Annotated in this window: 27 protein-coding genes; 10 read left to right on the forward strand and 17 right to left on the reverse strand. The window is 69.9% G+C overall.

Annotated elements, in window-relative coordinates; genetic code table 11:
* The first annotated feature begins 107 nt into the window (after positions 1 to 107).
* Positions 108 to 1,079, forward strand: a complete 972-nt coding sequence (locus tag BLT59_RS08060; RefSeq protein WP_091778300.1) for an HpcH/HpaI aldolase/citrate lyase family protein — start codon at positions 108 to 110, stop codon at positions 1,077 to 1,079.
* A gap of 172 nt (positions 1,080 to 1,251) precedes the next feature.
* Here BLT59_RS08060 and BLT59_RS08065 read toward each other — a convergent pair whose 3' ends face one another.
* The 4 genes from BLT59_RS08065 to BLT59_RS08080 form a co-directional block, all read right to left on the reverse strand.
* Positions 1,252 to 2,103, reverse strand: coding sequence for a glycosyltransferase family 2 protein (locus BLT59_RS08065; protein WP_175543966.1), 852 nt, complete (start codon positions 2,101 to 2,103; stop codon positions 1,252 to 1,254).
* Entirely contained in the window at positions 2,100 to 2,693 is a 594-nt protein-coding gene (locus tag BLT59_RS08070) for an SAM-dependent methyltransferase (protein WP_091778304.1), read from the reverse strand. Before BLT59_RS08070 ends, BLT59_RS08065 begins: the two co-directional genes overlap by 4 nt.
* Complete coding sequence (locus tag BLT59_RS08075; protein ID WP_091778306.1) at positions 2,690 to 3,427, reverse strand: PIG-L deacetylase family protein; 738 nt, start codon at positions 3,425 to 3,427, stop codon at positions 2,690 to 2,692. Before BLT59_RS08075 ends, BLT59_RS08070 begins: the two co-directional genes overlap by 4 nt.
* 173 nt (positions 3,428 to 3,600) lie before the next feature.
* Complete coding sequence (locus BLT59_RS08080; protein WP_091778541.1) at positions 3,601 to 3,924, reverse strand: helix-turn-helix domain-containing protein; 324 nt, start codon at positions 3,922 to 3,924, stop codon at positions 3,601 to 3,603.
* Positions 3,925 to 4,143: 219 nt separating this feature from the next.
* Between BLT59_RS08080 and BLT59_RS08085 the strand changes: the two genes are divergently transcribed.
* Together BLT59_RS08085 and BLT59_RS31210 are read left to right on the forward strand one after the other, a co-directional pair.
* Positions 4,144 to 4,659, forward strand: a complete 516-nt coding sequence (locus BLT59_RS08085) for an META domain-containing protein (RefSeq protein ID WP_091778308.1) — start codon at positions 4,144 to 4,146, stop codon at positions 4,657 to 4,659.
* 94 nt (positions 4,660 to 4,753) lie between these two features.
* The gene (locus BLT59_RS31210) at positions 4,754 to 4,918 is read left to right on the forward strand and encodes a hypothetical protein (protein WP_175543967.1); all 165 of its coding nucleotides are present in this window, start codon (positions 4,754 to 4,756) and stop codon (positions 4,916 to 4,918) included.
* Positions 4,919 to 4,950: 32 nt separating this feature from the next.
* Here the strand turns inward: BLT59_RS31210 and BLT59_RS08090 are convergent, their stop codons facing one another.
* Both BLT59_RS08090 and BLT59_RS08095 read right to left on the reverse strand, forming a co-directional pair.
* Positions 4,951 to 5,166 carry a hypothetical protein gene (locus tag BLT59_RS08090; protein WP_091778311.1) on the reverse strand — a complete coding sequence of 72 codons (216 nt, stop codon included), beginning with the start codon at positions 5,164 to 5,166 and terminating at the stop codon, positions 4,951 to 4,953.
* Positions 5,167 to 5,275: 109 nt separating this feature from the next.
* Entirely contained in the window at positions 5,276 to 5,554 is a 279-nt protein-coding gene (locus tag BLT59_RS08095; RefSeq protein WP_091778313.1) for a hypothetical protein, read from the reverse strand.
* Positions 5,555 to 5,711: 157 nt separating this feature from the next.
* Between BLT59_RS08095 and BLT59_RS08100 the strand changes: the two genes are divergently transcribed.
* Complete coding sequence (locus BLT59_RS08100; RefSeq protein ID WP_091778315.1) at positions 5,712 to 6,245, forward strand: gamma carbonic anhydrase family protein; 534 nt, start codon at positions 5,712 to 5,714, stop codon at positions 6,243 to 6,245.
* 39 nt (positions 6,246 to 6,284) lie between these two features.
* On the opposite strand, the gene ppa is transcribed toward BLT59_RS08100, so the two are convergent.
* Together ppa and BLT59_RS08110 are read right to left on the reverse strand one after the other, a co-directional pair.
* Complete coding sequence (gene ppa / locus BLT59_RS08105; RefSeq protein ID WP_091778317.1) at positions 6,285 to 6,818, reverse strand: inorganic diphosphatase; 534 nt, start codon at positions 6,816 to 6,818, stop codon at positions 6,285 to 6,287.
* 111 nt (positions 6,819 to 6,929) lie between these two features.
* Complete coding sequence (locus BLT59_RS08110) at positions 6,930 to 7,436, reverse strand: GNAT family N-acetyltransferase (protein WP_091778319.1); 507 nt, start codon at positions 7,434 to 7,436, stop codon at positions 6,930 to 6,932.
* Positions 7,437 to 7,631: 195 nt separating this feature from the next.
* On the opposite strand from BLT59_RS08110, the gene BLT59_RS08115 reads away from it, so the two are divergent.
* Positions 7,632 to 8,357 (forward strand): tyrosine-protein phosphatase, encoded by a 726-nt coding sequence (locus tag BLT59_RS08115; RefSeq protein ID WP_091778321.1) that lies wholly within the window; start codon positions 7,632 to 7,634, stop codon positions 8,355 to 8,357.
* 4 nt (positions 8,358 to 8,361) lie between these two features.
* On the opposite strand, the gene BLT59_RS08120 is transcribed toward BLT59_RS08115, so the two are convergent.
* On the reverse strand, positions 8,362 to 9,219 hold the full coding sequence (locus BLT59_RS08120) for a prephenate dehydratase (RefSeq protein ID WP_091778322.1): 858 nt from the start codon (positions 9,217 to 9,219) through the stop codon (positions 8,362 to 8,364).
* 24 nt (positions 9,220 to 9,243) lie between these two features.
* The gene (locus BLT59_RS08125) at positions 9,244 to 9,987 is read right to left on the reverse strand and encodes a 3-deoxy-manno-octulosonate cytidylyltransferase (protein WP_091778324.1); all 744 of its coding nucleotides are present in this window, start codon (positions 9,985 to 9,987) and stop codon (positions 9,244 to 9,246) included.
* A gap of 310 nt (positions 9,988 to 10,297) precedes the next feature.
* Here BLT59_RS08125 and BLT59_RS08130 point away from each other — a divergent pair, with 310 nt between their 5' ends.
* From BLT59_RS08130 to BLT59_RS08140, 3 genes are all read left to right on the forward strand, one after another.
* Entirely contained in the window at positions 10,298 to 11,275 is a 978-nt protein-coding gene (locus BLT59_RS08130) for a c-type cytochrome (RefSeq protein ID WP_091778326.1), read from the forward strand.
* A gap of 141 nt (positions 11,276 to 11,416) precedes the next feature.
* A complete protein-coding gene (locus BLT59_RS08135) occupies positions 11,417 to 12,598 on the forward strand; it encodes a multidrug effflux MFS transporter (RefSeq protein WP_091778328.1) in 1,182 nt (393 codons plus the stop codon).
* Positions 12,599 to 12,669: 71 nt separating this feature from the next.
* On the forward strand, positions 12,670 to 12,939 hold the full coding sequence (locus BLT59_RS08140) for a hypothetical protein (RefSeq protein ID WP_091778330.1): 270 nt from the start codon (positions 12,670 to 12,672) through the stop codon (positions 12,937 to 12,939).
* An 89-nt stretch (positions 12,940 to 13,028) separates the two neighbouring features.
* Here the strand turns inward: BLT59_RS08140 and BLT59_RS08145 are convergent, their stop codons facing one another.
* Positions 13,029 to 13,532: a GNAT family N-acetyltransferase gene (locus BLT59_RS08145; RefSeq protein ID WP_091778332.1), complete on the reverse strand. Its 504-nt coding sequence runs from the start codon at positions 13,530 to 13,532 to the stop codon at positions 13,029 to 13,031.
* A gap of 64 nt (positions 13,533 to 13,596) precedes the next feature.
* Positions 13,597 to 14,793 (reverse strand): MFS transporter, encoded by a 1,197-nt coding sequence (locus tag BLT59_RS08150; protein ID WP_091778334.1) that lies wholly within the window; start codon positions 14,791 to 14,793, stop codon positions 13,597 to 13,599.
* Between the two features lie 62 nt (positions 14,794 to 14,855).
* Here BLT59_RS08150 and BLT59_RS08155 point away from each other — a divergent pair, with 62 nt between their 5' ends.
* Complete coding sequence (locus tag BLT59_RS08155; protein ID WP_091778336.1) at positions 14,856 to 15,674, forward strand: AraC family transcriptional regulator; 819 nt, start codon at positions 14,856 to 14,858, stop codon at positions 15,672 to 15,674.
* A gap of 7 nt (positions 15,675 to 15,681) precedes the next feature.
* Here the strand turns inward: BLT59_RS08155 and hmpA are convergent, their stop codons facing one another.
* The gene (hmpA, locus tag BLT59_RS08160) at positions 15,682 to 16,923 is read right to left on the reverse strand and encodes an NO-inducible flavohemoprotein (protein ID WP_091778338.1); all 1,242 of its coding nucleotides are present in this window, start codon (positions 16,921 to 16,923) and stop codon (positions 15,682 to 15,684) included.
* 193 nt (positions 16,924 to 17,116) lie between these two features.
* Here hmpA and BLT59_RS08165 point away from each other — a divergent pair, with 193 nt between their 5' ends.
* Positions 17,117 to 17,608, forward strand: coding sequence for an Rrf2 family transcriptional regulator (locus BLT59_RS08165; protein ID WP_091778340.1), 492 nt, complete (start codon positions 17,117 to 17,119; stop codon positions 17,606 to 17,608).
* A gap of 19 nt (positions 17,609 to 17,627) precedes the next feature.
* Here BLT59_RS08165 and BLT59_RS08170 read toward each other — a convergent pair whose 3' ends face one another.
* The 4 genes from BLT59_RS08170 to BLT59_RS08185 all read right to left on the reverse strand — a co-directional run bounded on the left by BLT59_RS08170 (position 17,628) and on the right by BLT59_RS08185 (position 24,780).
* A complete protein-coding gene (locus tag BLT59_RS08170; RefSeq protein WP_091778342.1) occupies positions 17,628 to 18,734 on the reverse strand; it encodes a microcin C ABC transporter permease YejB in 1,107 nt (368 codons plus the stop codon).
* A 4-nt stretch (positions 18,735 to 18,738) separates the two neighbouring features.
* Positions 18,739 to 20,586 carry an extracellular solute-binding protein gene (locus tag BLT59_RS08175; RefSeq protein WP_091778344.1) on the reverse strand — a complete coding sequence of 616 codons (1,848 nt, stop codon included), beginning with the start codon at positions 20,584 to 20,586 and terminating at the stop codon, positions 18,739 to 18,741.
* A 14-nt stretch (positions 20,587 to 20,600) separates the two neighbouring features.
* Positions 20,601 to 22,526: an extracellular solute-binding protein gene (locus tag BLT59_RS08180; RefSeq protein WP_091778346.1), complete on the reverse strand. Its 1,926-nt coding sequence runs from the start codon at positions 22,524 to 22,526 to the stop codon at positions 20,601 to 20,603.
* A 169-nt stretch (positions 22,527 to 22,695) separates the two neighbouring features.
* Entirely contained in the window at positions 22,696 to 24,780 is a 2,085-nt protein-coding gene (locus BLT59_RS08185) for a hypothetical protein (protein WP_091778348.1), read from the reverse strand.
* Positions 24,781 to 24,904 lie beyond the last annotated feature (124 nt).

Here is a 24,904-nt window from a genome sequence, read left to right on the forward strand (position 1 = left end):
GTGCAGCCGCGCCCTGTCAGGGACCACTGCGCGCGCCATTTGCCGCCGATGAACGGGATCGCATCCCGCAACGGCATCAGAACCGTCACCAAGAGAGAGAACCCAAGATGAGCTTCACCCTGATCCAGCAGGCCAAGCCGCGCCTGCACCGGTCCGAACTCGCCGTTCCGGGCTCGAACCCGACCTTCATGGAGAAGTCGGCCTCCTCGGCGGCGGACGTCATCTTCCTCGACCTCGAGGACGCCGTCGCCCCCGACGACAAGGAAAAGGCCCGTACCAACATCATCCAGGCGCTCAACGACCTGGATTGGGGCAACAAGACCATGATGATCCGCATCAACGGTCTCGATACCCACTACATGTACCGCGACGTGGTCGACATCGTCGAAGCCTGCCCGCGGCTCGACATGATCCTGATCCCCAAGGTCGGCGTGCCGGCCGACGTCTACGCCATCGACGTGCTGGTCACCCAGATCGAGCAGGCCAAGAAGCGCGAGAAGCAGATCGGCTTCGAGGTGCTGATCGAGACGGCCCTCGGCATGGCCAATGTCGAGGCGATCGCCCAGTCGTCCAAGCGCCTGGAGGCGATGTCCTTCGGCGTCGCCGACTACGCCGCCTCGACCCGCGCCCGCTCCACCGTCATCGGCGGCGTGAACCCCGACTTCTCGGTGCTCACCGACAAGGACGAGTCCGGCAATCGCCAGACCCACTGGCAGGACCCGTGGCTGTTCGCCCAGAACCGCATGCTGGTGGCCTGCCGCGCCTACGGCCTGCGCCCGATCGACGGGCCGTTCGGCGACTTCTCGGATCCGGATGGCTACCGCTCGGCGGCCCGCCGCTGCGCTGCCCTCGGCTTCGAGGGCAAGTGGGCGATCCACCCCTCGCAGATCGACCTCGCCAACGAGGTGTTCACCCCCTCCGAGGCCGAGGTCACGAAGGCCCGCCGGATCCTGGAGGCCATGGAAGAGGCCGCCAAGGCTGGCCGCGGCGCCGTGTCCCTGGATGGTCGCCTCATCGACATCGCCTCGATCCGCATGGCCGAGGCGCTGATCGAGAAGGCGAACGCCATGAAGGGCTGAGACAGCCCGCGGCGCGACAGGCGCCCGAGACACCGAGATCGGAATCGCCCGGCCTCGGCAGACCGGAGCCCATTTGGGTGAGAGGGAGACAACCCCGGAGAGGGCGCACCCCTCACCCTGTCCCTTCGCAAGCAGGGACCGACTCTGCGGCGCGGCTGCGACGGCGACGGTCCTAGAACGGCCGATCGTCCGGCAGCCGCGCCGCGGCCACCTCGTCCGGCGTCGGATCGCGGTGGATCACGACCCCGTTCGACCGGTCCGCCGCGATCAGCCCGAGTTGGGCGAACCCGTCGAGCCAGCCGTCCATCGGCCAGATTCCGTGGCGGGCTTGGAAGCGCGTCGCGTTGGCGACGATATCGCGGAAGTGCTGCAGGGGCGGGTCGTAGCCCGGATGGTGCTGGTGATAGGCCTGGGGACCGCCGAGGAACAGGATCGGCACGCCGGCACGCTCGGCCCGGAACGCGAGGTCGGTATCCTCCGCGCCGTAGCCCGAAAAACTCTCGTCGAAACCGCCGAGCCGGTCGTAGGTCGCGGCCCGCACTGCGAAGGCCAGGGACCAGAACAGACCAGGCTGCGGCGCCGGCGCCACCTCACCGGCGGGCGGAAAGGCCCGCACCGGGTGCGGCCGGCCGAGACGCTCCAGATCCGCCGCGCGCCAGCCGTCCGCGACCGCGCCGGCCGGCAGGTAGCCGATCTCGCAGCAGATCAGGCCGTCATGCACGGCCACCGCGCGCGACAATCCAGCGACGAGCCCCTCCGAGGGGATGCAATCCACGTCGAGAAAGATCAGCGTCTCGGCCTGAGCCGCCCGGCGTCCGGCGTTGCGCGCTGCAGCCAGCGGCAGGCCGGCATGCGGGAACGCGACGCGCTCCACCGGGAAGGGCAGGGAAGGGTATGGCGCCGTGTCGCCGCCGATCTCGACGACGATGCAGCGATCGGGGAGAGCACCGCGGCTGAGACCTTCGAGCAGGCGGGTGAGATGCGCGCGCCGGCCCTTGTTGAGGGTGATGACGGCGATGCTCACGATGCAGGTCCAGCGCGCAGGACATCAATCCGGTAATCGGCGGTCCGCGACTGATTGAGGACTTGAGCGAACGAGGCAGCGAGCCGGATGAAGCTGTCGGCGGCGCCGTCACCCGAGAGGGGATAATCGGTCTCGCCCAGCCAGTGCACCAGCACGATGTCGCCCCCCGGCTCGATCGTCGCGCCGGCCCGCCGCACGAGTTCGGCGAAATCGGCCGGCGCCAGGAAGTAAAGAAACTCGGAGAGGACGATGAGATCGAATCGTTCCTCCGGCCAGTCCGCCGGCATGGTCCCCGGCCGGACCTCGACATGGGTGCGATCCGCGCATCGCGAACGCGCTGCCTCCACGGCCGCCGGGACTAGGTCGGTGGCAAGCAACCGCTCGCAGCGCTCGGACAGGGCGCGGGTGAAGACGCCGATGGAGCAGGCCGGCTCGAAGGCGGCGCGGTAGTGCGCCTGCGGCAGTGCCGCCAGCGTCGCCGCGTACTTGTCGCGCTCGTAGGACGACGTGGTGAAGCGCCAGGGATCCGGGTCGCTGGCGTAGATGCCGAGGAAGTAATCCTCCGGCAAGGTCTGGGTCCGCCGGGTCATGCGGGGACGGCGACGAAGCGTTCGTAGGGGCCGCAGAGCCGGTCGATCATGGCGGGCTCGAGCCGGAAGCCCTGGGGATCGTCCGCGATCAGGTCGGTGGTCTGCGATTCGTGCGCGGCGACGGCGCGCGTCTTGGTCTCGCGATAGGCCGAGACGTCGAGGCGCAGGCCGGCCGGACTCGGCCCGACGTCGGTCTCGGGCGGTAGGGTCCAGCCCCAGACCGGGTACTCGTAGACCCGCACCCCCGGCATCTGCGGCCGGGCGAGGGCAACGATCGCGGCGGCCGCCTTGTGATCGCAATGGGGATCGTGGCGCCACGTGACGAAGACCGCACCGGCCCCGATCGCCGCGACCGCGCGGGCCACCGCGGACGCGGCCGCCTCGGCCGCCGGGCCCTCGCTCGGGACATGCGCGTCGGGCAGGCGCAGGAAGGTCACGGCGTCGGGGCCAAGCCCGAGGACCGCCGCGGCCCGCCGTGTCTCCGCCTCGCGCAGGGTACGCAGCTTCTCCGGCGGGTATAGGCGGGAATGCGTGTGCGACCCGCAGCCGTCGCTGATGACGACGAGGTGCCCGGGCCGCCCGGATGCCCGGGCGGCGGCGATCAGGCCGCCGCATCCGAGGCTCTCGTCGTCGGGATGGGGCGCGACGACCACGAGCCCCCGGTTCCCCAGGAGTGCGTCGAGGCTCGCCAGGGGCAGCGCGTCGGCGGCTTCCAGGAAGGCATCGGCGCGCATCAGCGGCCTCCGGTCCGGTCGCCGACGGGAACGGTATACCGGTCGCTCCGCGACAGGATGCTGACGAGGTCGGTCACGATACGCTCCAGGGATGGTGCGCGGGTTCGGGCGTCCCTGGCTATTGGGCCCGACGCCTGAACAAGCCATGAGCGGCGCGTTCGGGTCGGGAGGCGTTACCGGTCGTTCTCGGTGGTGAGGGCGTCCGCGCGGGTACCCTCGTCGACGCTCGATCCCGCCGCGAGATGGACGCCGGGCGTCGGCGAATCGGTGAACACCGTGCCGGCCGCGCTGAGGGCGCTCCGCAGAGCCTCGATCTGCCCGCTCGGCGGATCGCTGTAGCCGCCCTCGAAATCCCGCACGAGCTGCTCGTCCAGACCGACCTTCCCGGCGAGATCGGCCTCCGACCAGCCGAGCAGCCCGCGGGCCGCCCGCGACTGCGCCGGGCTCATGGCCTGCGCCCGAGTTCCGCTCTGCGCGCCCTCATCTGATCCTGCCAAGGTCATCCTCCCGCCCCGCGACAATCAACAACGAACACGGTCCCGGATCGTTTCCGTGCGGTCCCCGTGGGATCGCGACCATAATTGCGCTGAAATCTTGTCGCATCCGCCAGGGCGCAAGGATTCGGGGCGGACTCTCGCGAGGCCGGTCCGCGCGGCCGGCGCGGCGCTTCCGGACCGGGATGACCTGCGCAGTGTGCGCGATATGGGGACTGGACGATGAGAGGGGTGCTGATCGCGAGCCTGGCCTGTGCCGTGCTGGCCATGGACCTATCCGCGGCAACGCAAGCGCAGGCTCAGATGGGCGGCTCGCCGACGGGTTTCGGCCGGGGCAACCGGCGGCCCGGCGGTGAAGAAGAGAAGAAGCCCCAGTACGTGCCGGGGACCAAGGCCAGCGAGAAGATCTTCCCGCTGGACTCGACCTGGACCGCCGTGAGCCTGAACGGCAAGCCATTCACGGGCGGGGACCGGCCGAGCTTCATCATCGACAAGCAATATCGTGCCCGCGGCTACGGCGGCTGCAACACCTTCGCGGCGACCGCCTTCCCGCTCAAGGAGCAGCACATCGCCGTGGGCCCGCTCGCGCTCACCAAGAAGAGCTGTGACAAGGGCCTCGCAGCCACGGAGCAGGCCTTCTTCATCGCCCTGCGCACCTCGGCGGTTTGGGATCTGGTCGGTTCGCAACTCGTGCTCAAAAGCCCGAACGGTGAGTTGAAGTTCGACCGCGCTCTTTAAGGGCCGGTTCACCACGCTGCAGGAAGACGGCCGCCGATTCAGACGCCTTTGAGGGGCGTCGGGGTTCACTCCTCGGGTGTCGAGGAGGCGATTGATGCCAGTCGGGATCGGGATCGGACGCGGGGATCCCTCGCGTCCTGCGGTGACGCGAACCCTGCACTTCTCGGGTCCCGAGGGTTTCCATCCCGGTGCCCTGTGGCTTGCCACGGCGATGCCGATCCTGGCGACGCTTCTTCTCCTCGTTCGGCTAGCGTCCTGAGAAGCGCATTGCGCGGAGCGGGCCGCCAACGATCATCTCGTCTCGGTCGTGCCGCGCGATCGGCCGACTCCGAAGGAGCGGCCCGGCTCGGGCGCAGACTGCGCACGCGGGATCACTGGCGGAAACAGATCCGCCAGACCTGCAGCGACGCCGTAGAGGATGGGGTCGGCATCCAGGCCTGCCTCAGGCGGACGGAGATCGCTCTTCAGCATGGTGCGCCGGCGGGCATCGCGCGCGTTCGCGAGCATCTGTCCGCGTCTCCGTTCTTCACCTGTTCGAGCATGGTCAATGCCGCGTTCCGCGTTTCGTTGCCGCAGCGGCCGGAATTTTTTCCCGAGGACGAATCGCGGCAGGATCTCAGCCGCGGCGCCGGAGGACTGACAGGGGACCGCCGTCGAGCAATGGGCAGGCGGTCGGGACGACACTGATGATCGTCGCACTCGGACAGCGCGCCCGGCAGCCCTGGGCCGCCGCGATCTGATCGCGGCCGCAGGCGTCGGCGAAGCAGAAGGTCCCCAGATCCTCGCAGGTCGCCCGGAAACGGCCGAGCGGCCCGACCTCCCGAAAATCCGCGGCTCCCGCACTCTGCGTCAGCAGGAGGACGGTCAGGCCGAGCAGGATCGGGAGCCGTGCCATCTTCGTTTCCAATCCAGGTTGCGACCGCTTGCCGAGCCTGCCTAGCATTGGCAGCTTGGACGCGTCGTACCATTCCCGCGACAGACGATGCACGCCATCTGACGCGATCCCGGTCGCGCCGCGCGGCCGTCAAGCCCGTTTCCTCCGAAAGGCCGCCATGCCGCTCTACGCCCTCGACGATCACGTCCCCGCCCTCGCCGACCCCGCCCGTATCTGGATCGCGCCCGACGCGCAGGTGGTCGGCCGCGTACATCTCGGTCTCGATGTCGGGATCTGGTTCGGGGCGGCCCTGCGCGGCGACAACGAGCCGATCCGGATCGGCGACCGCACCAATGTCCAGGAGGGCGTGATCATGCACGTCGATCCCGGCTTTCCCCTCGTCATCGGCAACGACGTCACGATCGGCCACGGCGCGATCGTGCATGGCTGCACCATCGGCGACGGGAGCCTCGTCGGCATGGGGGCGACGGTTCTGAACGGGGCCAGGATCGGGCGCGGCTGCCTCATCGGTGCCAACGCGCTGGTCACCGAGGGCAAGGAATTCCCGGATCACAGCCTGATCGTCGGGGCGCCGGCCAAGGCCGTGCGCACCCTCGACGGAGCCGCTGTCGAAGGGCTCCGCCAAGCCGCCCTGCGCTATGTGGAAAATGCCCGGCGCTACAAGGCCGGGCTGCGCCGCATCGACGGCTGACCTTGAGCGGCCACTTCCATACCGGAGTGGCCCGGCCGCTTACTTCTTCGCCTTGCCGCGCTCGATCGCTTCCTCGATGAGGCGGTGGGCCTCCTCCTTGTCGCCCCAGCGGACGAACTTGACCCACTTGCCGGGCTCCAGATCCTTGTAGTGCTCGAAGAAGTGCTGGATCTGCTGGATCGTGATGTCGGGCAGGTCGGTGTAGTTCTCGACCCGGTCGTAGCGCTTGGTCAGGTGGCGCGACGGTACCGCGATGATCTTCTCGTCCTCCCCGCCCTCGTCCTGCATCACCATCACACCCACGGGGCGCGCGCTGATGATCGCCCCCGGCAGGACGGCGCGGGTGTTGGCCACCAGCACGTCGCAGGGGTCGCCGTCGCCCGACAGCGTGTGGGGAATGAAGCCGTAATTGCCCGGGTAGAACATCGGCGTATAGAGGAACCGGTCGACGACCAGTGCGCCGGATTCCTTGTCCATCTCGTACTTGATCGGCTCGCCGCCGAGGGGCACTTCGACGATCACATTGACGTCGTGCGGTGGCTTCTTGCCGAGCGGGATGACGTCGATCTTCATGGCGTATCGCTTCCGGAAGGCGGTCTCGTCCGCTTCCCGGATCTCTTAGAGGCGCGGCCTGGCAAAGCAAATCGGCCGTTGGTGCGGTCCGGCAACGAGCGCTGGAAAACGTTAGCCGAACAGGAAGCCGACCTTGGGCAGGGGCACGCCGGCCACGCGATCCAGGACCCGCGGGCCGGCGACGCCGCCGAGCCCCGCGTAGAAGGCGCCGGCGCGGGCGTTGTCCTCCAGGCTCCACACGCCGAGCCGCGCGAGGCCGTGATCGGCCAGATCGTTGCGCACTGCCCGGAACAGGCGCCGCCCAAGGCCGACACCCTGATATTCCGGCAACAGGTAGAGTTCATCGATCTCGGCCTCGGCGCCGAGTGCCCGGCTGCGCGTCCGTCCATACGCCGCGTAACCGACGACGAGTTCCCCCGTCTCGACCACCGCGAGCGGCCGCCCGCGGCGCAGGGCGCCCAGCCACCAGGCCCGGTCCCGGGTGGAGATCAGCCGCTCCAGAGCGACCCCCGGGATGATGCCGCGATAGGCTTCGCGCCACGACGCATCGAACACCTTGGACAAGCCGCCGAGATCGGCCTCGCGGGCCCGGCGGATGCTCGTGGTGCGCGTGGTCATGGGCTTCGGGCCTCCCATCGTCCGTCCGGCGGATAACCCGCGCGGTCCGCCCAGGTTCGATGCCGATCCGGGCGGAGTGAAGGCAAGAATGGCGCCGCATGTCGGCGCTCGACCGTCGGAAGGCCACCGGCTCGCGAATTGCCGGGGTGTCGAGCGGCTGATAGAGGCCGGGCTCGTTTCCTCGGCAGCACGGCCTTGTTCAACCGCTTCCTCAAGCCCGAGACGCGCTACGCGCGCCGCATGGCCCGGATCGCCCGCTTCGAGCGGCCGATCTCCGGCCCCGGCGATCGGCTCATGGCATGGGCCAACATGCTGCTGATCGACCACGGCGTCTTCCGCCTCGCCTATCTCAATCGGCACCGCGTCGGCGCCGGCAGCCTCTGGCGCTCCGCCCAGCCAGGCCCCCACCAGCTCGCCCGCTTCCGGGCCGAGGGCGTTCGGACGATCATCTCCCTGCGCGGCGGGCGTGAGCACGGGTCCTGGCCGCTGCAGCGTGAGGCCTGCGAACGCCACGGACTCAAGCTCGTCGAGTTCGTGCTCCGCTCCCGGGAGGCGCCCGACCGCGCCACCATCCTCGGCGCCAAGGCCTTCTTCGCCAGCATCGAGTACCCGGCGGTGATGCACTGCAAGTCCGGCGCCGACCGCGCCGGCCTCGCCTCGGCCCTCTACCTGATCCTGCACGAGGGCCGTCCGGTGGCCGAGGCCGCCCGGCAGCTCTCCGCCCGCTACGGTCATCTCCGCTTCGCCAAGACCGGGATCCTCGACGCGTTCTTCGCGCGCTACCGCGTCGAGGGCGAGGCAAAGGGGCTCGACTTCCTGACCTGGGTCGAGACCGTCTACGACCCTGAGGCGCTCAAGCGCGATTTCCGGCCGGGCTTCTGGTCGGATCTGGCGGTGGACCGGGTGCTGCGGCGGGAGTGAGGAATCACTCCGCTGCCGGCCGCGCCGCTTCGCGGAACGGGTGGGCCGGGTAAGTGCCGATCACTCGCAACTCGCGCGAGAAGAAGCCGAGTTCGTCCAATGCGCGGCTGAGGCCCGGATCCTCGGGATGGCCGTCGACCTCGGCGTAGAACTGCGTAGCGGTGAATTCGCCGTCGACCATGTAGCTCTCGAGCTTCGACATGTTGACGCCGTTGGTCGCGAAGCCGCCCAACGCCTTGTAGAGAGCGGCCGGGATGTTGCGGACCCGGAACACGAAGCTCGTCACGCACGGGCCGGTCCCGGCGGCGACGGTCTCGGGCTCGGGGGAGAACACCACGAACCGGGTGGTGTTGTGCGCCTCGTCCTCGACGTCGCGCTCCAGCATGTCGAGGCCGTAGACCGCAGCGGCGAGCGCCGGCGCAAGCGCGGCCCGGGTCGGATCGCCGATCTCGGCGATCTCGCGCGCCGCCCCGGCCGTATCGCCGGCGACCACCGCCTTCAGGCCCAGCCGGCGAATGATCCGCCGGCACTGGCCGAGGGCGTGGACGTGGCTGTGGACGGTCCGCAGCGACTCTATCCGCGTGCCCGGGAGCACCATCAGCTGGAAGTGGATCGGCAGGAAGTGCTCGGCCACGATGTGCAGCGGCGAGATCGGGATCAGGTGGTGGATGTCGGCGACGCGGCCCGCGATCGAGTTCTCGATCGGGATCATCGCCCGCTGGGCGCGCCCCTCGGTCACCGCCGCGAAGGCGTCCTCGAAGGTCGGGCAGGGGAGAGGCGTCCAGTCGGGATACGCCTCCGCGCAGATGATGTGCGAGTTGGCCCCGGGCTCACCCTGATAGGCGATGGTGCGGTTGGTCATGGCGGCGCAGATTCGTTCGTCGGGTCAGTTCAGGCGCCGGCTCTGCAGCAGGGCGCGGGCCCGTTCCAGGTCGGCAGGGGTGTCGACGCCGAGCGGCAGGTCGTCGACGATGGCGGCATCGATGCGCATCCCGGCCTCGAGCGCGCGCAGCTGCTCCAGCTTCTCCCGCACCTCCAGCTCGCCGGGCGGCAGGGCGACGAACCGGCTGAGCGCCCTGCGCCGGTAGGCATAGAGGCCGATATGGTGCCAGAGGGGCCCGTCGCCCCAGGGGGCGCGGGCGCGGGTGAAGTACAGCGCACGCAGGCGACCGGGGCCGATCGTGTGGCCGACGAGCTTGACCACGTTGGGGTTGTCGGCCTCGTGCGGATCGGTGATCGGCGCACAGAGTGTCACGATGTCGACGGTGCGGTCGGCGAGGGGCGCGATGGAGGCGCCGATGATCGCCGGATCGATGGTCGGCAGGTCGCCCTGAACGTTGACCACCACGTCGTGGCGGCCTTCCGGATCAACGACCTCCAGCGCCTCGGCCAGCCGGTCGGAGCCCGACGGATGGTCGGTCCGGGTCATTACCGCGAGCCCGCCCGCGGCCTCGACCGTCCGAGCGATCTCCACCGCGTCGGTCGCCACCACCACGGGGCCGATGCCGGCCTCCACGGCGCGGCGCCAGACATGCACGATCATGGCCTCGCCGGCGATGTCGGCCAGCGGCTTGTTCGGCAGGCGAGTCGCGGCGAGGCGGGCCGGGATCAGGACCAGGGGATCGGACATCGAGATTCGGATCCGGATGCGCGGATCGGGTGGCCGCGGCAGGAGGCGGCCGGCTGCTTAACAGGCCCGCCCCCGGTTGTCGTCCCCCGGGAGACGGGCGGAACCGCGGTGGAGAAAAGGTGCCACGCGGTGACAAGCTGAGCAATTCGGTGGAACAATCCTGCGCTGGAGCGACGCGGAGCGCCTTGGCGGCATTGTCAGGAACCGCCTGAAACCGCTAAGGCAACCTCGAAATCTTCCAATGTCCGGTGCCCGAGCCTGCTCGCCCGTGTCAGGCGCGCGTTCGGCACGGCCGAGTTGCGAGAAGAGCATGAACTCGTTCGAGGTGAACAAGGTTGTGGGTGCTGTCCTCGGCGCCCTTCTGTTCGCGGCCGGATCGGGTTTCGTCGCCGAGTTGATCTACCATCCGAAGCCCGCGGGCAAAGCCGGCTACGATCTCCCCGAGCCGGAGACCAAGGCTGCCGCCGCGGCGCCCGAGGCCAAGGTCGAGCCGATCGCCGTCCGCCTCGCCAGTGCCAATGTCGAGAAGGGCGAGGCCGGCACCAAGGCTTGCCACGCCTGCCACAATTTCGAGAAGGGCGGCCCCAACAAGGTCGGCCCCGACCTGTACGGCGTGGTGGAGCGGCCGAAGGGCTCGCATCCGGGCTTCGACTATTCTGCGGCCCTGAAGGAGAAGGGCGGGACCTGGACCTATGCCGATCTCGACGAGTTCCTGACCAATCCGAAGGGCTACGTGAAGGGCACCAAGATGGCCTTCGCCGGCATCGCCTCGCCCCAGGATCGGGCCAACGTCATCGGCTACCTGCGCACGCTTGCCGATCAGCCCAAGCCGCTGCCCGCCGTCGAGAAGAGTGACGCGGTGCCGGCTGCCGCGCCAGCCAAGGCGGAGGACAAGCCTGCCGAAAAGGCCCCTGCCGACAAGCCGTCCGCCGACAAGCCGGCCGCCAGCAAGGCCTCCGACGGTAAGGACAGCCCGGCCAAGCCGGCCGATCCCAGCACCGCCAAGCCCGTGGAGGCGAAGTCGCCCGGCAGCCCGCGGGTGACCGGCGAATCAAGCGACCGCAACGCGCCGGCGCCGCCGGCCAATGCCCATGACAGCGACCAGCAGGGTGCGCCGTCGAGCCTCATTCCCCCGGAGCCGACCGCGCCCTCTTCCCCGGCGGCCAAGGAACCGCCGGCGCAGGCCAATCCGGAGGCGGTCGAACGGGCGAAGGATCTCGAGGTCGGCGGCCCGACCAAGGACCTGAATGCGCCCCTGCCGACCCCGCAGCCGCTTCCAAAGGAGTAGAGGCACGAGGCCGAGTGCGGGCAGGAAAGTCCTGCCCCTCGCGTGTCAGGCGCGTTTCGCCGGCATGGCTCCAGGCCCGGCCCTTGCTGTGAGGCGGCCGTGCCTCGGCATCCTGCCGAGCTGAAAACCGCGTAGGCCCCCTTGGCTGACCGAAGTCCTGATGTCGAGGAGCGTCGCGCTCCCCTGCCGCTGCTCGTCGCCGTGACCATGACCGGAACGGTGGCGCTGCATATCTTCGTGCCGGCACTGGCGGCGGCGGCGGTCGACCTCGGCACCAATGCCGCCGGCGCGCAACTGACGATCACCGTGTACCTGATCGGTCTCGCGGGCGGTCAGCTACTCTACGGCCCCCTGTCGGATCGATACGGGCGGCGGCCGATCCTGATCGCAGGGCTCGGCCTCTACCTCGCCGGACTGCTGCTCGCGATTCCCGCGCCGAATATCGGGGTCCTGCTCGTCGCCCGGGTTCTGCAGTCGCTCGGGGCCTGCGGCTCGCTGGTGATCGGCCGGGCAATGGTGCGCGACGTCTCGACCCGCGAGGATGCGGCCCGCAAGCTCGCGATCCTCACCACCGCGATGACGCTGACACCCGCCCTGGCGCCTGCGATCGGCGGTTTGGTGAACGAGGCCTTCGGCTGGCGCGCGGTGTTCTTGGTGCTGGCCGGCCTCGTGGCCGTGCTGGGCGCGCTCGTGATCTTCATCCTGCCCGAGACCAACCGCCACAAGGTGGCGCTGCCGGGCTTCGTCGCCGTTCTGTCCGGCTACCTCCGGCTGGTTCGGATCCCGGTCTTCCGCGCCTACCTCGTGGCGGGAGCCTGCGGCGGCACCAGCCTCTACGCCTTCCTGGCCGTGGCGCCGTTCCTCCTCGTGGATCGCCTCGGGCGCTCCTCGCAGGAAGTGGGGTTCGATTGCCTGATCGTCGTGTTCGGCATGGTCGGCGGTGCCGTCCTGGCGAGCCGGCTCGCCGCCCGGGTGCCGATCCGCAAGGCGGCGCGCAGCGGTAACCTTCTCTGCATCGCCGCGGCCCTGACGCTGCTGGTCGTGGATCGCACCGGGATGCTCGGCGTCGTCAGCCTGATCGTGCCGCTCTTCGCCTACGCGGTCGGGGTCGGTCTGCTCAGCCCGAACGCGGTGGCGGGGCTGATGAACGTCGATCCGCATGCGGCAGGATCGGCCTCCAGTCTCTACGGCTTCACGCAGATGACCTTCGGAGCCCTGTTCACGGTCGCTGCCTCCGCGTGGCCCGCGACCTCGGCCATGCCGGTGGCGCTGGCGCTGCTCGCTGCCGGGCTGATCGCAGCTCTGGCGCTGCGGCGGGCGTGAGCCCAGCCGCTCAGCATGGAACGAACCGGGCAGGTTCGGCATTGAGAGCGCCCAACAGGAGGAGAAACGACATGTCGCGCCTGCCCATCATCGTTCTCGCCACGCTCACCCTCGGCGGCACCGCCTTCGCGGCCGAGCAGGGAGCCGCCTCGCGGACGCCCGGTCACGAGATGCAGGACCACGGAAGCCGGGCCGGCAGCCCAGGCGCCTCCGGCTACGCGCCCGGTCACGAAATGAAGTCCGGCACATCGGACACGACCGGTTCGACGTCCCGCACGGGCGGTTCGGGAACCGGCACCACCGGCACCTCGGGAACCGGCGGTTCCGGCACCCGCCGCTGACATCGTGAGCGAACGCCTCGACCCCGGCCTTCCGGTCGGGTGAGGCGGAGTGACGGGCATCCGGTCCCCAGGGGCCGGATGCCCGGTCGCTACGCACGTACCGCTTCCACAAGGCCCACGGCCCGGTCGCGAAATCCGTCGACCAGTTCCAGCCACAACAGGCGCGCCGGATCCACGGGTCCCGGCAGGACCAAGCGCCCGGGCGGCACCGACGCGAATCCGAGCCGGCCGTAATAGGGCGCATCGCCCACCAGGATCACCAGACCTTCCCCCGCCTTCCGCGCGCCCTCGATCGCCGCGCGTGTCAGGGTGCCGCCGATGCCCCTTCCCTCGAAGCTCGGGTCCACTGCCAGTGGGCCGAGCATCACGAAGGGGGTCGCTCCGGCCCGTACCGGACCCATCCGAACGGACCCGACCAGGAAGCTGCCGACCGAAGCGGTGATGCCGAGATCCATCCGCTCAGCCGCACCCTCGCGGAGGCGATAGGCGGTTCGGGCGAAGCGGCCGGGTCCGAAGGCCCGGGCATGGAGCCGCTCGATGGCGGAGGCATCCTCCGTCCGCTCGGGCCGGATGACGAGGGACAAGTCGGTCACGGGATACTCGCGGGTCGGATGGCCGCCGCGTAGCAGCGTCGGGCCGGACCCGCAAACCGCCGCGCTACTCGGCGGCCGCCAGCGCGGGCCGCTCACCGCCCTGCGTCAGCCTCAGGAAGCCGAGGGCCGAGAGCCAGATCACCGCACCGCAGGCGGAGGCGACGCCGAGGACCAGCGCGAAGCCGCCGCGATCGTGCAGGAGGGCGATCGCCGGCACCACGAAGCCGCTCGCCGTAAAGCCGACGAAGTAGCGCACGCTGTAGGCCCGAGCCCGATAGGCGGGCGGAACGTAGCGGGCGATCATCGCATCGTTGATCACCACCTGCCCGTAGATCGCCGTCATGGCGAGGACGAGCCCGGCCAGCAGCGGCAGTCCGGTCGAAACCGCCGCGATCCCGAGCCCCAGCGGCTGCAGCACCGAGAGCGCCACGAACAGGGACGGCAGGCTGTAGCGGTCGATCAGGCGGCCCATGGCGAGCTGCATCAGCGCGCCGAACAGGAAGACGCCCGTGGCAAGCGAGCCGGTGAGCGCCAGCGGCAGTGCCTGTCCGACACCCTCGTCGATGACCTTGGGCAGGCTGATCGTCGTCAGGTTGAAAGTCAGACCACCCGCGAAGATCGACAGGGCGAACATCGCCATGAGCGCCCAGGGCCGTGTCACCGGGATCACCGCCGCGCCGCCGGCCTTCCTGCCCGCGCTGTCGCCGTCCCCCGGAACCAGGGCCACGAAGGCCGCTCCGCAGGCGAGGCAGACGAGGCCCGGGACCACGAAGGCCGCCCGCCAGCTGATCGTGGCGGCGAGCAGCGCCGTGAGGCCGGAGGCTGCGGCCGCGCCGAAATTGCCCCAGACGCCGTTGATGCCGAGGTCGCGCCCGAGCCGGCGGGCATGGGTCACCAGCATGGCCGAGCCGACCGGGTGATAAATCGCCGAGGCGAGCCCGAGCACGCAGAGCCAGAGGGCGAAGCCGAGCGGCGTCGAAGCGCTCGCAACACCGAGGCAGGAGAGACCGTAGCCGAAGAAGAACACCGCCAGCATGTTGCGCCGCCCGAACCGGTCGGCGAGCGAGCCCATCGGCAGCGAGCAGAGCCCGAAGGCCACGAAGGCGCCGGTGGCGAGCCCGATCAGCTCGCCGTAGCCGAGCCCTGTCTGAGCCGCGATGGCGATGACCGCCGTCGGATAGATCAGCAGCACGAAATGGTCGAGGGCATGCGCGACGTTGACGAAGCGCAGGGTGCGGCGGGACAGCGTATCCGAATCCATCGCGGCGTATCCTCCGGGACGGCACCCTGATAGCCTGACCCGACGGCGGTGTTGGGCCGGATATGTATGCGAATGGGCCATTGTCGACAGAGGCGCGCGTCGTTGTGGGGCGATCGACCGATGCAGCCGACTATCAGGACGTGCCCCGCCCGGTCGCGGTGATGCCCAAGACCTATGCCGCCGGGATGCATCTCGCCCGGCACTTCCACCCGCGCGCGCAACTTCTCTACGCCACAGCCGGCCTGATGATGGCGTTCGCGGAGGACGGCACCTGGGTCGTTCCCGAGGGGCACGCCCTCTGGATCCCGCCGCGCCTCCCGCACGCCGTCGCGACCCACGGCGCCGTCTCGATGTGCTCGGCCTATATCGATCCGGCCTCGGCCCGATCCTTCCCGGCGAGCTGCCGGGTGATCGCGGTTTCGCGGCTCCTCGCCTCCGCGCTCACGGCGCTCGCGGAGGAGCCGGTGCTCTACGCGGTCGATGGGCGCGGCGGCCATCTCGCCGCGCTGGTGCTCGACGAGATCGGCCGGGCCCCCGCGACGCCCCTCGCGCTGCCGCTCCCGCGCGACCCGCGCCTGCGCCGGGTCTGCCTCGGGCTGATCGAGGATCCGGCCTCGAAGGCTGATCTCGACGCCTGGGCCGAGCGCGCCGGGGCGAGCCGGCGTACGCTGACCCGCGGGTTTCGCGCGGAGACGGGCCTGAGCTTCGGCGATTGGCGGGCCCGAGCCCGGGTGATCCGCGCGTTGGCCCTCACGGCCGAGGGGCGGCCGCCGCGGGTGGTCGCGACGGCGGTGGGTTATCGCAGCGCCCAGGCCCTGCGAACGACCGTCGCGCGGGTGCTCGGACCGGAGCGCCCGCCTTGGGGCGATGCGGCCGGCTGACCGCCGCCTAGGCGGCCTGCCGGGGTTCCTCGAAGAGTTCGTCGGCAGGCCCGAAGAACTCGAACTTCACCCTCTCGATCGGGACGCCGTGGCGCACGAGCCCGGTGACGAGATCCCGCAGGAACGGCTTGGGACCGCAGAGATAGTAGGTCGCCCGGTCGTGCGGGGTGTGCTGCACGAGCCAATCCGCCGTGATCAGGCCCTGAACGTCATAGTCTTCGCCTTGCCGGTCCGCGGCTTCGGGCTCCGCGTAGAAGGTCGCGACCTTGGTGTGCCGGGCCTGCGTCGCGAGCGACCGGGCCTGGTCGCGCAGGGCGTGTACACGGCCGAACAGGGCGCCGTGAACGTACCAGGTCGGCCGATCCGGGCTGCCGGCCGCGATAGTCTCCAGCATGCTGATCATCGGGGTCAGCCCGACGCCGCCGCTGACCAGAACCACCGGCTCGTCGCTCTGGGCGTCGAGGGCGAAGTCACCTGCGGGCGCGGCGACCTTCAGCACCGTGCCGGGTCGGACGTGATCGTGCAGCCAGTTGGAGGCGAGCCCGGCCGGCCGGCCCGGCGCCGCCTCGCGCTTGACGGTGATGCGGTAGGCCCGGTCATTCGGTGCGCAGGAAATCGAGTAGTTCCGCTTCAGCACGCCGCGGCCGGGCAGGTCCATCAGGAAGCCGAGATACTGCCCCGGCTGATGCCGCAGCACGGGACCGCCATCGGCGGGGACAAGCACGAAGGAGCGGATCGTCTCGCTCTCCTGGGACACGCCCTCGACCACGAAGTCGCGCCAGCCGTTCCAGCCGCCCGGCTTGCCGGCATGGTCGCGATAGATCGCGGCCTCCCGGCCGATCAGCAGCTCTGCCAGGAACCAGTAGGCCTCCCCCCAGGCCGTGGCGATCTCCGGCGTGGCGGCCTCGCCGAGCACGTCCCCGATCGCGCCGAGCAGGGCATCGGCCACGTAGGGATAGTGCTCCGGCAGGATGTTCAGCGCGACGTGCTTCTGCGCGATGCGCTCCACGGCTCCCGCCAAAACACCGAGATTGTCGATGTTGCGGGCATAGGCCAGCACGGCCTGCGCCAGGGCTTTCGGCTGCGAGCCCGTCTCACCATGATGGGACTGGTTGAAGAGGTCGCGCATCTCCGCATTCTCGAAGAGGCGCTCGTACATGCGCTTCGTGATGGTGAGACCGTGGGCCTCCAGGGCCGGCACAGTCGCCCTGATGAGGGCGATGGTGGCAGGGGACAGCGGAGCGGGCATGGCACGGCTCTAAAGGTGTATCGGAGATGTTCCTTTTAGATCGCCCCTCGAAAAGATGCAAGATGAATACATCTTATAAGCGATACCGCAGTCGGCGCTCTGATGGTGGTGCGTGGCTTCCGCAGGGCTTACGGACCGGGCCGGTGGCGCCCCTCGCATCGCCCGCCGGTACGGATGGTCTTCTGGAGTTGAGATGCGTCTGACCCGCTACACGGACTATGCTCTGCGCACCCTGATCTACGTCGGCCTGCACGAGCCCGAGCAGAGTTCGATCGCCGGGATCGCCCGCGCCTATGGCATCTCGGAGAACCACTTGAACAAGGTGGTTCATCAACTGGGACGGCTGGGCCTGATCCGGACGATCCGCGGGCGGGGCGGCGGCCTTCGGCTCGCGAAGCCGGCGAGGGAGATCGTCGTTGGCGCGGTGGTGCGTCAGACCGAGGACGACCTGGCCCTGGTCGAGTGCTTCGGCGGCGGAACCTGCGCCATCACGGCCCCGTGCCGGCTCCGGCGCGTGCTGGGCGAGGCCTTGGCGGCGTTTCTCGCCGTGCTCGACCGCTACACCCTCGCCGATCTCCTCGGCTCACCGGACGGGGATGCGATTGCGGCACTGCTGGGCCTGGCCGGACCCGGGCGCGGCGAGCCGCTGACGCCGGCCGATGCGGTGAGCCTCCCGGACGGCTGACGACCGGCCCACCGCCGCCTCAGGTCGCCCGCGCGGAGAAATCGATCCGCGGGTCGATCCAGACGTAGATCAGGTCGGACAGCAGGTTCACCGCGAGCCCGAGCAGCGAGAAGATGTAGAGCGTGGCGAAGACCACCGGGTAGTCGCGCCCGACGATCGCCCGGAACGACAGCTCGCCCAGGCCGTCGAGGGAGAAGATCGTCTCGATCAGCAGCGAGCCGGTGAAGAAGGCCGAGATGAAGGCTCCGGGGAAGCCCGCGATCACGATCAGCATGGCGTTGCGGAAGACGTGTCCGTAGAGCACGCTTCGCTCGGAGAGTCCCTTCATCCGCGCAGTCAGCACGTACTGCTTGCGGATCTCGTCGAGGAACGAGTTCTTCGTCAGCAGGGTCGAGGTGGCGAAGGCGCCGATCACCAGGGCCGTAAGGGGCAGCACCATGTGCCACGCGTAGTCGGTCACCTTGTGCCAGGGCGAGAAGCTCTCCCACCCTTCGCTGGTCAGGCCGCGCAGCGGGAACCACTGGTAGAACGAGCCGCCGGCGAACAGGATGATGAGCATCAGCCCGAACATGAAGCCCGGGATCGCGTAGCCGATGATCACCACGAAGGAGGTCGCGCGGTCGAAGCGCGTGCCGTCGGCCACCGCCTTGCGGATGCCCAGCGGGATCGAGATCGCGTAGGACAGCAGCGTCATCCACAGGCCGAGGGAGATCGAGACCGGCAGGCGCTCCTTGATCAGCTGGATGACGGTGACGTCGCGGAAGTAGCTGCGTCCGAAATCGAACCGGACGTAATCCCACAGCATCTTGGCGAAGCGCTCGGGCGCCGGCTTGTCGAAGCCGAACTGCTTCTCGAGTTTGGCGATGAATTCCGGGCTCAACCCTTGGGCGCCGCGATAGCGGGAACTGGCGTCGCCGCCGCCGCCCGACGGCCGGCTGGCGCCGCCGAGGTCGCCCGAGCCGCCGGTGACGCGGGACATGGCCCCGTCGCGCTGGCCCTGGAGCTGCGACAGCACGCGCTCCACCGGGCCGCCGGGGGCGAACTGCACGATGGTGAAGGTGATCAGCATGATCCCGAAGAGGGTCGGGATCATCAGGCCGATGCGGCGCAGGATGTAGGCGAGCATGGCGTCAGTCCCGCCCGATCCGCTTGGCCTTGTCGGCGTCGAACCACCACGTCCCGGGGGCGCCGAGGTCGTATTTCGGCGGCGTCGCCGGGCGGCCGTACACGTCCCAGAGGGCGAGGCGGTGGGTCGAAGCGTACCACATCGGCACCCAGTAGCGCCCGGCCCGCAGGACCCGGTCGAGGGCCCGGCAGGCGGTGGTCAGGTCCGCTCGCGACGTCGCGTCGGCGACGGCGGTGAGCAGCGCGTCGACCGCCGGGTTCGCGATCCCCGAGAGGTTGTTGGAGCCGGCGGTCCCGGCGGACCGGGAGCCGTAGGTCTCGCGCAGCTCCGCGCCGGGGGTGAGCCCGCTGCTGTAACGGCGCGGCGTGACGTCGAAGTCGAAATCCTTCAGCCGGGCCTGGTACTGGGACGGGTCGACCGTGCGCAGGCTCGCCTTGATGCCGAGCAACCCCAGGTTGCGGATGAAGGGCTGCGTGACCGCCTGGAAGACCGGATCCTCGTCGAGGAACTCGAGGGTCAGGGGCTGACCGCCGGGGAGCAGGAGACCGCCACCCTGGCGTGTGCAGCCGGCCTCCCGCAGGAGCGCGTCGGCGCGCTTCAGCAGCGCCCGGTCCTGGCCGGACCCGTCGGAGACCGGCGGCGCCCAGGCCTCGCCGAACACCTCGGGCGGCAGGTCCTTGAACGGCTCCAGCAGGGCGAGTTCCTCGGCCGAGGGCTTGCCGGTCGCCTTGAGGTCGGAATTCTCGAAGAACGATGCCGTGCGCGTATAGGCGCCGTACATCAGGTTGCGGTTCGACCACTCGAAATCGAAGCACAGGCCGATCGCCTCGCGCACCCGCGGGTCGCGGAACGCCGCGCGGCGGGTGTTGATCCACCAGCCCTGCGTGCCGCTCGGCCGCGCGTCCGGCACCGTCTCGCGGACCACGCGGCCCTCGGTCATCGCTGGGAAGTCGTATCCGGTGGCCCAGACCCGGGCGGTGAACTCTTCGCGGAACGTGAAGGCGCCGCTCTTGAACGCCTCGAACGCTACGGTGCGGTCGCGGAAATACTCGTAGCGAATCGCGTCGAAGTTGTTCTGGCCGACATTCACCGGCAGCTCGGCGGCCCAGTAATCCGGAACACGCTCCAGGCCGATGGACCGGCCCGGATCGACCGCGCCGACCCGGTAAGGACCGGAGCCGAGGGGCGCGTCCAGGGTCGAGGCCTCGAAATCGCGGCCGGCGTAGTAGGCGGCTGAGAAGATTGGCAGCTGCGCGACGAACAGCGGCAGGTCCCGGGCGCGGCCCGGCTCGAAGGTCACCACCAGCCGCTCATCGCCCTCGGCCCGGGCGTCGGCCATGGGACGGATGACCTCGGCGATCTCAGGGTGGCCCTTGTCGCGCAGGAGCTTGAGGCTGAAGGCTGCGTCCCGCGCGGTCAGCCGGGAGCCGTCGTGGAACCGGGCCTGCGGGCGCAACGCGAAGGTGTAGGTCAGGCCGTCCGGGCTCACCGTGACGGCGCGCGCCACCAGCCCGTAGAGGGCGTCCGGCTCGTCGAGGGCCCGGACCATCAGGCTGTCGAACGTCAGGTTCATGCCGGCGGCCCCGTCGCCGCGCAGCACGAAGATGTTGAGCGTGTTGAAGGTGTTGAGCGACTGGTTGCCGATCGTCGCGGCGAGCTGCGACGAGTGCCGCCCGCCGCGCGGCGCCATCGGGTTCACGTAGTCGAAATGCGCGAAGTCGGGGCCGTATTTCAGCTCGCCGAAGCTGGACAGGCCGTGGCGCTCCTGCGCGTCGGCGGCCCGGGCGGGGCGCCACGGCGGCAGCGCCGCGAGGGCGCCGGCCCCGAGGACCAGCCCGCGCCGGGTCGGCATTCCGGGCGCCCCCGTCAACGGGGCGCCCCGGTCTTGGCCGCGAGCTTCTCGTCGTACCACCACGTGGTCGGGAAGCCGGAGCTGGCGTAGAGCGGCAGGATCGCCGGGTGGCCGAACCGGTTCCAGCGCAGGGTCCGCTGCTGGTCGGAGGACCATTGCGGGACGACGTAGTCGTGGGCGAGGAGCACCCGGTCGAGGGCGCGCGTCGCCGCGATCACGGTGTGCCGGTCCTTGGCGAAGATCACCTTCTCGATCAGGGCGTCGATGCCGGGGTCCTTGATCCCGATCAGGTTGCGCGAGCCGGGCTTGTCGGCCGCCGCCGAGCCCCAGTACTCGCGCTGCTCGTTGCCGGGCGAGAGCGACTCGCCCCACGACGACGTGGTGACGTCGAAGTCGAAGTTGCGGATGCGGTTCTGGTACTGCGCCTGGTCGATCACCCGCAGGGTGGCGTCGATGCCGATCAGCTTCAGCTGCGCCGCGAACGGCAGGATCACCCGCTCGAAGGTGTTCTGGAACTCCAGGAACTCGACGGTCAGCGGCTCGCCGGTGGCCTTGCTGACCATCTTGCCGCCGCGCAGCTCGTAGCCGGCCTCGCGCAGCAGGCTGACGGCCTCGCGGAGGTTCTTGCGCACCGCCTCGGGGCCGTCGTTGACCGGGTTGGCGTAGGGGGTGGTGAAGACCGAGGCCGGGACCTTGTCCTTCACGCTCTCGAGGATCGCCTTCTCCTCGCCCTCCGGCAGGCTCGAGGAGGCCAGCTCCGAGCCGAAGAAGTAGGAGTTGATCCGCTTGTACAGGCCGTAGAACAGGGCCTTGTTCATCTCCTCGTAGTTCATCGCGAGGTTGAAGGCCCGGCGGACGCGCGGATCCCTGAACTTGTCCCGGCGCGTATTGAACGCGAAGGCCTGCATGATGCCCATGCCGCGCTCGGGGAACGCCTCCTTGATCAGCCGGCCCTCCTTCACGGCCGGGAAATCCTCGTAGGCGGTCGCCCAATTGCGGGCGATGTTCTCGACGCGGAAATCGTAGAGGTCGCCCTTCAGCGCCTCGACCAGCACGGTGCCGTCGCGGAAATACTCGTAGCGCTCGGTGTCGAAGTTGTAGCGGCCGGCATTCACCGGCAGGTCCTTGCCCCAGTAGTCGGGCACGCGGGTGTAGGTGGTCGTGCGGCCCGGCTCGAACTTCGCGAGGCGGTAGGGGCCCGAGCCCAGCGGCGGCTCCAGGGTCGTCTCGGTGACGCTGCGCGGCTTGCCGTTGGCGTCCTTGGCGGTCCACCAGTGCTTGGGCAGGACGCGCAGCTGCCCGATCACCTGCGGCAGCTCGCGGTTGCCGGTCTCGGTGAAGGTGAAGGTCACCTCGCGCGGCCCGGTCACCTCAGCCTTGGCGACGGTTTGGTAGTAGGCGGCGTAGAACGGGCTGTTGGCCTTCAGCACGTCGAAGGACCAGACCACGTCCTCGGGCGTGATCGGCTTGCCGTCGTGCCAGCGGGCGTTCTCGCGCAGCCGGTACGAGACCGAGCCGAGATCGGGGGCGATCCGCACCGCCTCGGCGAGCAGGCCGTAGGAGGTGAACGGCTCGTCCGACGACTCGGTCATCAGCGGATCGTAGATCTGCTGGATGCCGTTCTCGAGGTCGCCCTTCAGGCCGGCGACGACGATGTTGAAATTGTCGAACCCGCCCTGAGCCCCGAAGCGCACCATCCCGCCCTTGGGGGCGGCCGGGTCGGCGTAGTCGAAATGCTTGAAGTCGGGGCCGTATTTCGGCTGGCCCATCAGCGTGATCGCGTGGGTCCACTGACCGTTTGCGGCCGGCAGGGTGGCCGGCAAGGCAGGCGGCGTCGACGGCATCGCGGCCGGTTCCTGCGCACGGGCCGGGGCGAGCTGGAGGCAGGCGACGAGGAGCGTCGCGGCGAGGAGGCGTCCAGTCACGGTCTGCGCTGTCACGGGCAGGCTGTCTCCGTTGTGTCGGGCCCGCGCCGGGCGCGGGTATTCAGTGAGGCTCATAGGCCGGGTGTACACCGGCCGTCGAGCGCGCATGCACACGCGCTGCGGTGCCAAGCGAGGCGCGGGTTTTCCCTCCCGCGCAGACGAGGAGCGTGTGTCGTGAAAAAATTCACGCCGCTCGGCCGCGTCGGCCCTCCACCAGCCACATGGCCAGCACCGCCGCCGCCAGGGCCGCAAGCGCCGCGAGACCCAGCGCCAGCGGGTAGACCTCGACGCCGCGGATGTTGGCGCTGTCGCTCGGCCGGAAGCCGATCCAGTCGCCGCCCGCCAGACGTCCGCCACGCACCAGCGCCAGCCGCGGCACGTCGATCCCGCCGCCGGTCCCGGCGACCCGGCGCACCGACCCGCCCGAGCCGTCGGCGACGGCCTTCAGCCTTTCGGTACCGCTGAACACGTCGGCAAGTTCGCGCGGGTTGGCCGGCCCGACGCTGACGAAGGCCACGAGGTTGCCCGAGCGCAGGGTGTGCAGGCCCAGAGTCTCCGCGTCGAAGGTCGCTGTGAACAGGCCGGGCTCATGGGGCTTGAGCGTCAGCGTCGTCACCTTCCCGGTCGGGCCCGTCACGGTGACCGGCTCGACCTGGTCCGCCATGGTCTGGCGCTCGACCCGTACCTCGCGGCCGCGCCCGGTGGTCTGGGCGCGCAGCGCCTCCTCCTCAAGGGCCGGCTCCTTCATCAGCCAGTGGCCGAGGCGGCGGAGCAGGTCGAGATAGGGGCCGCCCTCTTGGTAGCCTCGCGCCCAGAGCCAGGCGTGATCGGACAGGAGCAGGGCGACGCGACCCTTGTCCTCGCGCGAAAGGGCGAGCAGCGGCAGCCCCTCGGCGCCCGACAGGATCGGCTGGATGCCGGGCCGGGTCCGGGCCTCGATGATGCGCAGCCAGTCGCCCCAGGCCGGCGGGTTCGCGTCCGAGCCCGGCAGGGCGCGGGTCACCGGATGCCGCTGGCCGATCTGTGTCGGCGTCGCCTTGTAGGGCTTCTCGACGACCCGTCCGTCGGGGTCGCCGGGCAGGATGCCGGCCAGCCGCGTGCGCGCGAGGCTGGCCGGTCCGGCGAATTCCGGACCCGCCGCGATCAGCAGGGCGCCGCCTTCGCGCACGTAGCGGACGATGTTGTCGAAATAGGCCTGCGGCAGCACGCTCTGGTTGGCGTAGCGGTCGAAGATGATCAGGTCGAAATCCTTGATCTTCTGGACGAACAGCTCGCGCGTCGGGAAGGCGATCAGGGAGAGTTCCGAGATCGGCGTGCCGTCCTGCTTCTCCGGCGGGCGCAGGATCGTGAAGTGGACGAGGTCGACGTTGGCGTCCGACTTCAGGAGGTTGCGCCACGTGCGCTCGCCCTGGTGCGGCTCGCCGGACACGAGCAGCACCCGGAGCTTCTCGCGGATGCCCTCAATCGGCAGGACCGCCCGGTTGTTGACCGTGGTGAGCTCGCCCGGCAGCGGCTCGACCTCGATCTCCACCACGTTCGGGCCGCCGTGCTCGATGCGCAGGTTGAGGGCGAACGGCTTGTCGGTGGCGACGTCCCGCCGGCCGATCTCCTCGCCGTCGCGGCGCACCGTGACCACGGCGTGGCCGGTGCCGCCGCGCTCCATGACCTCGGCGCGGATCGTCAGATCCTTGCCGACGATGCCGAAGCGCGGCGCCTCCAGGAGCTTGATCTGCCGGTCGCGCTCGTCCGGGTGCCCGGTGACGAGGACGTGGAGCGGCGCCTTGATGCCGAGCTGGGCCAGGGAGGCGGGGACGTCGTGCACCACGCCGTCGGTGAGCATCACGATCCCGGCGAGGCGTTCCGGCGGCACGTCGGCGAGCGCCTGGCTCAGGGCGGTGAACAGTTTGGTGCCGTCGTCGCCGTCCTTGGAATCCGGCACGTCGATGAAACGGGGCTCGATATCGGTGAGCGCACCGAACCGGCGCTGCAACTCGGCGCGGACCGCGTCGGTCATCTGCGGCCGGTCGCCGAGCTGCTGGGACCCGGATCGGTCGACCACGATGGCGGCCACGTCCTTCACGGGCTCCCGGTCCTCGCGCACCAGCGCCGGGTTGGTGAGCGCTGCCAGCACCAGGGCGAGGACGAGGACGCGCAGCAGCGCCGTCCGGCCGCGCGCCAGGACGGCGAACACCGCCAGGACGGCGACGATCGCGCCGAGGATGGCGATCGCCGGCCAGGGCAGGAGGGGGGTGAAGCTGAGGCTCAGCATGGGGCAGAGCACTCCGGATCCGTGAGGCGACGCCTCGCTTCATTCCGTGCACCGCCAGGTTCACGCAGCGGTTCCGGGATGCGCAACGAGCTCCCTCTCCCGTGCGGGAGAGGGTTGGGGTGAG

This window comes from Methylobacterium sp. UNC378MF (assembly GCF_900103195.1).
Lineage (GTDB): Bacteria > Pseudomonadota > Alphaproteobacteria > Rhizobiales > Beijerinckiaceae > Methylobacterium.

What these genes read in the sequence shown, in the direction of transcription:
- BLT59_RS08185 (WP_091778348.1), bottom strand. Translation starts at nt 24,780, where the DNA reads ATGCTGAGCCTCAGCTTCACCCCCCTCCTGCCCTGGCCGGCGATCGCC.
- BLT59_RS08090 (WP_091778311.1), bottom strand. Translation starts at nt 5,166, where the DNA reads ATGCTCGCGAACGCGCGCGATGCCCGCCGGCGCACCATGCTGAAGAGC.
- BLT59_RS08075 (WP_091778306.1), bottom strand. Translation starts at nt 3,427, where the DNA reads ATGCGCGCCGATGCCTTCCTGGAAGCCGCCGACGCGCTGCCCCTGGCG.
- BLT59_RS08140 (WP_091778330.1), top strand. Translation starts at nt 12,670, where the DNA reads ATGTCGCGCCTGCCCATCATCGTTCTCGCCACGCTCACCCTCGGCGGC.
- BLT59_RS08085 (WP_091778308.1), top strand. Translation starts at nt 4,144, where the DNA reads ATGAGAGGGGTGCTGATCGCGAGCCTGGCCTGTGCCGTGCTGGCCATG.
- BLT59_RS08070 (WP_091778304.1), bottom strand. Translation starts at nt 2,693, where the DNA reads ATGACCCGGCGGACCCAGACCTTGCCGGAGGATTACTTCCTCGGCATC.
- BLT59_RS08110 (WP_091778319.1), bottom strand. Translation starts at nt 7,436, where the DNA reads ATGACCACGCGCACCACGAGCATCCGCCGGGCCCGCGAGGCCGATCTC.
- BLT59_RS08060 (WP_091778300.1), top strand. Translation starts at nt 108, where the DNA reads ATGAGCTTCACCCTGATCCAGCAGGCCAAGCCGCGCCTGCACCGGTCC.
- BLT59_RS08095 (WP_091778313.1), bottom strand. Translation starts at nt 5,554, where the DNA reads ATGGCACGGCTCCCGATCCTGCTCGGCCTGACCGTCCTCCTGCTGACG.
- BLT59_RS08125 (WP_091778324.1), bottom strand. Translation starts at nt 9,987, where the DNA reads ATGTCCGATCCCCTGGTCCTGATCCCGGCCCGCCTCGCCGCGACTCGC.
- BLT59_RS08155 (WP_091778336.1), top strand. Translation starts at nt 14,856, where the DNA reads ATGTATGCGAATGGGCCATTGTCGACAGAGGCGCGCGTCGTTGTGGGG.
- BLT59_RS08175 (WP_091778344.1), bottom strand. Translation starts at nt 20,586, where the DNA reads ATGCCGACCCGGCGCGGGCTGGTCCTCGGGGCCGGCGCCCTCGCGGCG.
- BLT59_RS08130 (WP_091778326.1), top strand. Translation starts at nt 10,298, where the DNA reads ATGAACTCGTTCGAGGTGAACAAGGTTGTGGGTGCTGTCCTCGGCGCC.
- BLT59_RS08170 (WP_091778342.1), bottom strand. Translation starts at nt 18,734, where the DNA reads ATGCTCGCCTACATCCTGCGCCGCATCGGCCTGATGATCCCGACCCTC.
- BLT59_RS08150 (WP_091778334.1), bottom strand. Translation starts at nt 14,793, where the DNA reads ATGGATTCGGATACGCTGTCCCGCCGCACCCTGCGCTTCGTCAACGTC.
- BLT59_RS08120 (WP_091778322.1), bottom strand. Translation starts at nt 9,219, where the DNA reads ATGACCAACCGCACCATCGCCTATCAGGGTGAGCCCGGGGCCAACTCG.
- BLT59_RS08100 (WP_091778315.1), top strand. Translation starts at nt 5,712, where the DNA reads ATGCCGCTCTACGCCCTCGACGATCACGTCCCCGCCCTCGCCGACCCC.
- hmpA (WP_091778338.1), bottom strand. Translation starts at nt 16,923, where the DNA reads ATGCCCGCTCCGCTGTCCCCTGCCACCATCGCCCTCATCAGGGCGACT.
- ppa (WP_091778317.1), bottom strand. Translation starts at nt 6,818, where the DNA reads ATGAAGATCGACGTCATCCCGCTCGGCAAGAAGCCACCGCACGACGTC.
- BLT59_RS31210 (WP_175543967.1), top strand. Translation starts at nt 4,754, where the DNA reads ATGCCAGTCGGGATCGGGATCGGACGCGGGGATCCCTCGCGTCCTGCG.
- BLT59_RS08165 (WP_091778340.1), top strand. Translation starts at nt 17,117, where the DNA reads ATGCGTCTGACCCGCTACACGGACTATGCTCTGCGCACCCTGATCTAC.